Consider the following 6,391-nt stretch of genomic DNA (forward strand, 5'->3'; position numbering starts at 1 on the left):
GAAAAAGATGGAAGTAATTAATTTATTATGGCAACTTGGAATATTATCCGCAGTTTTAATCTTTGGAATCAAATTGGGACTTGCAACTGGTCTTGCAAACATGTCCAAAAGATATTTGGCAATGGTTTCAATAGGTTATGGTGCTGGAGTTTTAATTTTAACTGAAATATCTTCATTTTACACAGCACAAATTACAGATTTGATTTACACTTATAATTTTGAATTTTTCCTGATAATGGCGGTCATAATGATTCTTGCAGGAATCTTTACAATAAGGGAATATAAGGTTTTTGAGAAAAATACTACTGCAGCCACATGTATGGCGGTTGTGGCTCCTTGTCCATGTTGTTTCGGTTCAATTATTGTAAGTATCATGCTTGTGGCACCAACTGTAGGTTTAGGGCTTATGAATTTAAGTATTATCGTTGCAGTCGCTTTGGTTTTAACAATTATTGCAACCTATTATGCATCAAACTACCTCATAAGATTTATTAAAAAGCCTTATCCTATTGTTTTGGGAAATTTCATGTTCTTTTTGGGAATTTATTTTTTAATTTCCGCATTATGCCTTCCGAACATTACTGCACTTCTGCAAAGTCCGATGGATGCAATCTCAATCCAGTCTCCAGAATATATTTTAGCGGTTTTAGGCTTAATGTTAATGATAATGTTCTTAGGAGCATTTTACTTTAAAAATAACAGTTATTTAGATTAATGGTGATAATATATGGTAACAACAATTCCCGGAAGTGAAATATTAACTTCCGGTTTGAATATGATTGCTCAAAGTTTACAGATTCCGGTAATCATATTTTTAGTCGTCTTTGCATTTTTTGCAATACTTACATTGGGTAGCCTTGTAAGCGAATACACATCAAGAAAAAAGGTTACTCCAGATACATTGGAAAAATTGATTTATTCCATATCAAATGCAACCTCCAGTGAGGAATTAATGAATATAATTAAGAATGCCAAGCTGTATGAAAATCAAAAGGTGATTTTGGTTAAAATCCTGCGTGCAGATTCACTGACCGATGATACACGCGAAACATTGGCCAGAAAACTGATAGAATTTGAAGAGACAAAATCAGCAAAAACATTAGAAAGAACAGATATTGTAACCCGTATAGGACCAACATTAGGTTTGATGGGTACTTTAATCCCTATGGGTCCGGGTCTTGCTGCATTGGGTGCGGGTGATGTAAATACACTGGCAAATGCTATTATTGTTGCGTTCGATACAACCGTTGTAGGTATTGGTGCAGGTGCAGTTGGATATATCGTATCAAAGATAAGACGCAGATGGTATGAGGAAGACCTCTCCAATCTTGATGCTTTATGCGATGCGCTTTTGGATAAATTAAAACAATAACGATGGAGTTTTAGCTATGGTTAGGCGTAAATGCAAGAAAAGATTTTCCGAAGGTGAAGAGGACCCGATGGCTGGAACTTCCAATCTTGTTGATGCAATGCTTGTTATTGCAGTCGGTTTTCTTATTTTTGTTGTAATAAGCTGGAATATGCAAAGTGTAATTTTTCAGGACACCTCACAGGACCAGTCCCAGGCCGTCCAGAAATCTCCTGCCAACATTACCGAGGTAACAGAGGGTCAGCAGTTGAACGAAACACCGGAGTCATCCGAAAGCTCAGGTCAGGGCTATATGGAAATGGGAAAGGTTTATAAGGATCCTTCAACGGGCAAGCTGATAATGGTGGAAGGATAGGAAAAAATGGAATTATTGGATGATATTATGAAAAACAAATTATTTATTTATCTATTTGCACTGATTTTCATGATGCTTTTTTCTCTAAGCGCCGTCAGTGCAGATGATTTGCAGTTAACCGATTCGGGTCAGGTTTCAGGTGATGTTGATGTAGCTACCGTTAATCCATGGAAAACTTCAGGTGAGCTGACATATGACATTCCGTCTGATGCAAAAGACATTAAAAGTGCTGATGTTTATGTAAATATCTACAGCGGAAGCGCCCAAAACACCTATGGTGCAAATGCCAACGTGAGCTTAAGGACTGTAAACGGTGAAAATCAAATAGCTAGTGAGAAATTATGGATTGAAGACGGAAGCACTGACGGAACCATTTATCCACTAAACAATCACACATATAAGTGCTACTCCGACTATCAGATGCATTATGACATAACAGACTCATTGAAGGGTTTGAACGGTTCATCAATTTCAGTTAATGTTGATTCATTTAAAATGAGTGATAAACAGTTTGACGGAAGAATCAAACTCATTGCCTTGATTTTGGCATACGATGACGGAGATGATGACGAAATTAATTACTGGTTTGATGCAACACAGAAATGGACACAGACAGATGTGACAACTTCATTTGATACCGCAGACATAACCAGTATCGTAAAAGCCGATTTGATAAATATTGCACTTTCCAGCGGTGACGGAATCTACAAATTAAATGGTGAATTCATAGGCGATTCAACCGAACATGTATCCGGAAATTACTATCAGTATAACTACTGGAATATTCTTGATAATGTAAAGGAAGGTCAGGACACAGAATTTGTTTCAATTGCAGGTGCAAGTGCTTACGGTTCACTAAAAAATGTTTTAACATTCTTGAAGCTGGAATCCAAAAACATAACTGCGGATGTATCATTCAATACAGAATATACCAGTGTTCCGACATGTTATGCAGGCACCAACAACACATTGACTGTAAAGGTCAGTTCCAATTTTGCAGGCAGGTATTCAATAGAGCTATTGGCTGACGGTAAACTTCTAAACAGCAGTGAAACTGATTTGGATGCTGCTGAAGAGGCTACTGTTTTATTAACCGACCCGACTGTCAGGGCAGTTGATGAAACTACTGTTAATGGTGCCGGCAATAAAGAAGTAACTTATATAATCAATGTTAAATTGGGTGATGTTATTGTAGGAAGTGCCAATAAAACCGTTCCGGTATTGTATAACGGTAATCTTGGAAAGGATTTGGCCTACAATGCACGTTATATTGAAGATATTCGGGTATTTACAGTCACCGGGGGAATTGCAGCTGACACTAAAGACAGTTCAACTTACCTGTCTGCCTCCGCATCAAACAGAACAGATATTTTCAAAATTGATTTGGATGAAAGCTCATCTCTGGAAAAAGCATTCGTTTACATTGCTTATAACTGGGATAAGAGTGGTGTTGGAGGGCCTGTATTTAACGTCACATTCAACGGTAATGCCATTTCTCCTAAATCCAGCTATCGTGATCAGTCCAACTTGGGCAGTTACGGAAGATATGGGTACGGATTGATGTTTTATGATGTGTCTGATTTGGCAAAACCTGGAGATAATGTTTTAATCTTAAATAAGCAATCAGGATTGACTTCAGTATATCCTGGAAATTTAATATATTTATACAACAGCACTGAAAGCGATTATATAAAAAATATTTACCTGTTGAATGGTGCTGATTTGCTTGCAAATTCCAACAATGATGCTGGAAGAGTTGTTAAAACTTCAAATGTATTAAATGCAGATGTTAATGATGTAATTAATTCTGCATTCACTGTTTTTGCTGCCGGTGCTCAAAAAGGTGAAGGAAACATTATATTCAATGGAAATGTAATGGAAGATGTATGGAACGGCACTTCTAACTCTCTTGATTCATTCACCTTCGACATTTCATCTAAATTAACAGACTCAAATGATATTGCTTTTGTTGCAACCGGATCTACAGTTCTGGCGTTGAATCAAATTGTGGTAACATACAAAAATGCACCAGTAAAAGTTACTTTAACACCTAAGGCATTATCCGCTACATATGATTCTGCCAAGGCATTTAAAGTTACTGCATTGGATTCGAAAGGTAATCCTGTTGGCGGTTTGGAGCTTACTTTAAAAATATTTACAGGCAATAAGTTCACATCAAAAACTATCAAAACAGATGCAAATGGTATTGCAAGCTTTAAAGATGCATCAAAATTGGCCATTGGTTCACATAAGGTTGAAATCATATCATCTGATGAAACTTATGCTGTTAAAAATGCAACATCATCAATTAAGGTATCCAAAGCCAAAACAACTGTCAAGGCTGTGAAAGTAACCAATAAGTTTAAAAAATCTAAATATTTCAAAGTAACTGTTACAAACAAGGCAACTAAAAAGGCAGTTAAGAATGTTAAAGTCAAATTAAAAATCTACACTGGCAAGAAATACGTAACCAAGACCATTAAAACCAACAGCAAAGGCATTGCCCAGTTCAATACCAAGGCACTGAAGGTTGGTAGTCATAAGGTTGTGATTTCTTCCGGCAATTCAAAATACACAATCAGTGCAAAAAGTACTATTGTAATTAAAAAATAGAGTATTATTCTCTATTTTTTTTCAATTTTTTGGGCAAAATTTTCGTGATGGTTAATTTTTGTTAATATATTTTTTACAGAGTATTACTTTTCATTTTTCAATTCATTTAATTTTTATTACTATTATTGCAATTTTTTTAAAATTAGTATTACTTTTGGCTAAAAGTATTACTTTTAAACAAATTTTTATAAAAAAAGTAATAAGAAATATTTATATTGTTATTACTACTTCACTTTAATTAAGGCTTAGTTATTTAAAGTAGTGTATAGAGCCCATTTTCCTTTTATTCCCCACTTTAAATAAACTGCCGAAAGTAAAAAAAATCGTGGTATATTATGAAAACTAAATCATTTATTTTTTTAATTGCACTGATTTTTGTGATGGTTTTCTCTCTCAGCGCTGTTTGCGCAGACGATTTACAGACATCTGATTCCGGTCAGGTATCAGGGGATGTTGTTGTAGTTAGTGAAAATCCTTATACTACCTCAGGTGAGCTGACATATGACATTCCTGCCGATGCCAAAGACGTCAAGAGTGCAGATGTTTATGTGAATGTCTATTCGGGCAGTGCAAAAAATACATATGGTGCAAATGCCAATGTGAGTCTGAAAACCCAAAATGGTGAAAATCAGATAGCAAGCGAAGAGTTATGGATTGAAAATGGAACTACTGATGGAACCGTTTATCCTGTAAATGACCATGTCGATAAGTGTTATTCAGACTATCAAATGCGTTATGACATAACAGACTCTTTAAAAGGTTTGAACGGTACATCTGTTTCTATTAAAGTTGATACATTTGAAATGACTAATAAGTCATTTGACGGCAGAATCAAGTTAATCGCTTTGGTTTTAGCATATGATGACGGGGATGCAGATGAAATTAACTATTGGATAGATTCTGCTCAAAGATGGACAAAAACCAATGTTACAATTTCTTTTGATACTGAGGGTGTAACAGATATTGCAAAAGCGGATTTAACAGATATTGTACTTTCCAGTGCTAATGGAAACTTCACATTAAATGATAAGTTGCTTGGCGAACCTGATAACCACACTGCAGGCAGCACTTATCAATACAGTTACTGGGATGTTACAGATAAAATAGAAGAAGGCAAAAATACTGAAATCATGAGCAGATATGCAGGAACTTCAGCTTACGGATCACTTAAAAACGTTTTAACTGTTTTAAAAATACAATCCAAAACAGCTAGCGCTGATGTGACATTCAACACTGAATACACTAGTGTTCCTACATGTTATGCCGGAACCAATAACACATTAACTGTTAAAGTTAAGGCAAATAAAGCCGGCAAATACATGGTTGAGTTAGTATCCAGTGATGGTGCATATGAAACAGCCGAAGTTGAACTTGACGGTGAAAATGAAACCACTTTACTGTTGACTGACTCTAAAATCAGGCCAATTGATGAAACTACCGTAAACGGCGCCAATAACACTCAAGTGGAATATGAAGTTGATGTTATTTACAATGGCACTGTTGTCGGAAAAGCAAACAAAACAGTTCCTGTACTTTACAACGGTAATTTAGGTTATGACTATGGGTATGATGTTCGAGGTCTTGAACCGTATTATCGTACAATCCAAATTAGGGGTGATGTTGTAGTTGATGTAAAAGATGACAGCACTTATTTGGGTGCTTCAGACATGAACAGAACCGATGTCTGGAACATCAATTTGCCTGAAGACACTGAAATTAGGGAAGCATTCCTATTCGTTCCATATAACTGGTTTAACGCTAAAGCTTATAATGAAACTAGGGAAATGTTTGATGCTAAATTCAACGGTTATGAAATTGTTCCACTGGAATGGTATAGGGATCAAGGCAATTTAGGAAATTATGGACGATACGGCTATGGTGTTATGGTTTACAGGTTAAATGTGAATCAAATCAACACTACAGGCGCTAACACTTTGGTTTTAAATAAGAATGACCCTACTCCTGCTGTTTATCCTTCAACCTTAGTATATATGTATGATGTTCCTGGCGGATCATTTAAAGATGTTGAGATTGTTTTGGGTGCTGATTTACTT

5 protein-coding genes are annotated in these 6,391 nt (G+C 35.9%); all 5 read left to right on the plus strand.

The features are described 5' to 3' along the window. Window positions 1-7 precede the first annotated feature (7 nt). Window positions 8-715 carry a DUF2162 domain-containing protein gene (locus tag QZU83_RS01010; protein ID WP_295609095.1) on the plus strand — a complete coding sequence of 236 codons (708 nt, stop codon included), beginning with the start codon at window positions 8-10 and terminating at the stop codon, window positions 713-715. Between the two features lie 12 nt (window positions 716-727). Further along, a complete protein-coding gene (locus QZU83_RS01015; RefSeq protein WP_295609096.1) occupies window positions 728-1,372 on the plus strand; it encodes a MotA/TolQ/ExbB proton channel family protein in 645 nt (214 codons plus the stop codon). A 16-nt stretch (window positions 1,373-1,388) separates the two neighbouring features. Then, the gene (locus QZU83_RS01020; RefSeq protein ID WP_295609097.1) at window positions 1,389-1,724 is read left to right on the plus strand and encodes a DUF2149 domain-containing protein; all 336 of its coding nucleotides are present in this window, start codon (window positions 1,389-1,391) and stop codon (window positions 1,722-1,724) included. A 69-nt stretch (window positions 1,725-1,793) separates the two neighbouring features. Beyond that, window positions 1,794-4,337, plus strand: coding sequence for a DUF3344 domain-containing protein (locus QZU83_RS01025; RefSeq protein ID WP_295609098.1), 2,544 nt, complete (start codon window positions 1,794-1,796; stop codon window positions 4,335-4,337). A 380-nt stretch (window positions 4,338-4,717) separates the two neighbouring features. Beyond that, a partial coding sequence (locus tag QZU83_RS01030; RefSeq protein ID WP_295609099.1) for a DUF3344 domain-containing protein occupies window positions 4,718-6,391 on the plus strand: 1,674 nt, incomplete at its 3' end.

It is taken from the genome of uncultured Methanobrevibacter sp. (genome assembly GCF_902771435.1).
In the GTDB taxonomy this organism is placed as follows: domain Archaea; phylum Methanobacteriota; class Methanobacteria; order Methanobacteriales; family Methanobacteriaceae; genus Methanocatella.

Coding starts and splice junctions, on each gene's coding strand:
- QZU83_RS01010 (WP_295609095.1), top strand. CDS start 8: ATGGAAGTAATTAATTTATTATGGCAACTTGGAATATTATCCGCAGTT.
- QZU83_RS01015 (WP_295609096.1), top strand. CDS start 728: ATGGTAACAACAATTCCCGGAAGTGAAATATTAACTTCCGGTTTGAAT.
- QZU83_RS01020 (WP_295609097.1), top strand. CDS start 1,389: ATGGTTAGGCGTAAATGCAAGAAAAGATTTTCCGAAGGTGAAGAGGAC.
- QZU83_RS01025 (WP_295609098.1), top strand. CDS start 1,794: ATGATGCTTTTTTCTCTAAGCGCCGTCAGTGCAGATGATTTGCAGTTA.